Here is a 444-nt window from a genome sequence, read left to right as displayed (position 1 = left end):
ACCGTGGCGCCAGACCGGCGCGTCAAAAGAAAGCTCGCTCATCAGGCCTCCCGGAGGTGATAGAGCAGCGCATTGACGATAGCGGCAGCCACGTTACTGCCGCCTTTACGCCCTAACGCGGCAACCGCGGGAAAATGGCTATGGGTGAGCGCCTCTTTGGACTCCGCCGCGCCGACAAAGCCTACCGGGACGCCCACCACGCCGCTCACCGTCACGCTATGCTCAAGCAAACGGAACAGGGCCGTCGGCGCATTACCGAAAACAAAGAGCTTGTTTTTCTCCTCCTCGGCGATAGCGATATCGACGGCGGCCATTGAACGGGTAATCCCCTGCGTTTTTGCGGCGCGCACCACGCGCGGATCGCTGATATAACAGCGACACTCGCCGCCAAACGTCGCCAGTAATCTTTTATTAATGCCGGACAGCGCCATCGTGGTATCGGTA

The 444-nt window shown here is 59.9% G+C and carries 1 protein-coding gene; it reads right to left on the bottom strand.

All coding sequences use genetic code 11. The features are described from left to right. Positions 1–41: 41 nt before the first annotated feature. Positions 42–444 (bottom strand): precorrin-8X methylmutase (locus KJQ99_RS09775; RefSeq protein WP_214150721.1); only part of this gene is annotated, 403 nt, incomplete at its 5' end.

The organism is Campylobacter sp. 2018MI13 (genome assembly GCF_018501135.1).
Taxonomy (GTDB): domain Bacteria; phylum Campylobacterota; class Campylobacteria; order Campylobacterales; family Campylobacteraceae; genus Campylobacter_E.
Note: the sequence above shows the minus strand (reverse complement) of the source record. Positions and strands in the feature narration are given on the sequence as shown.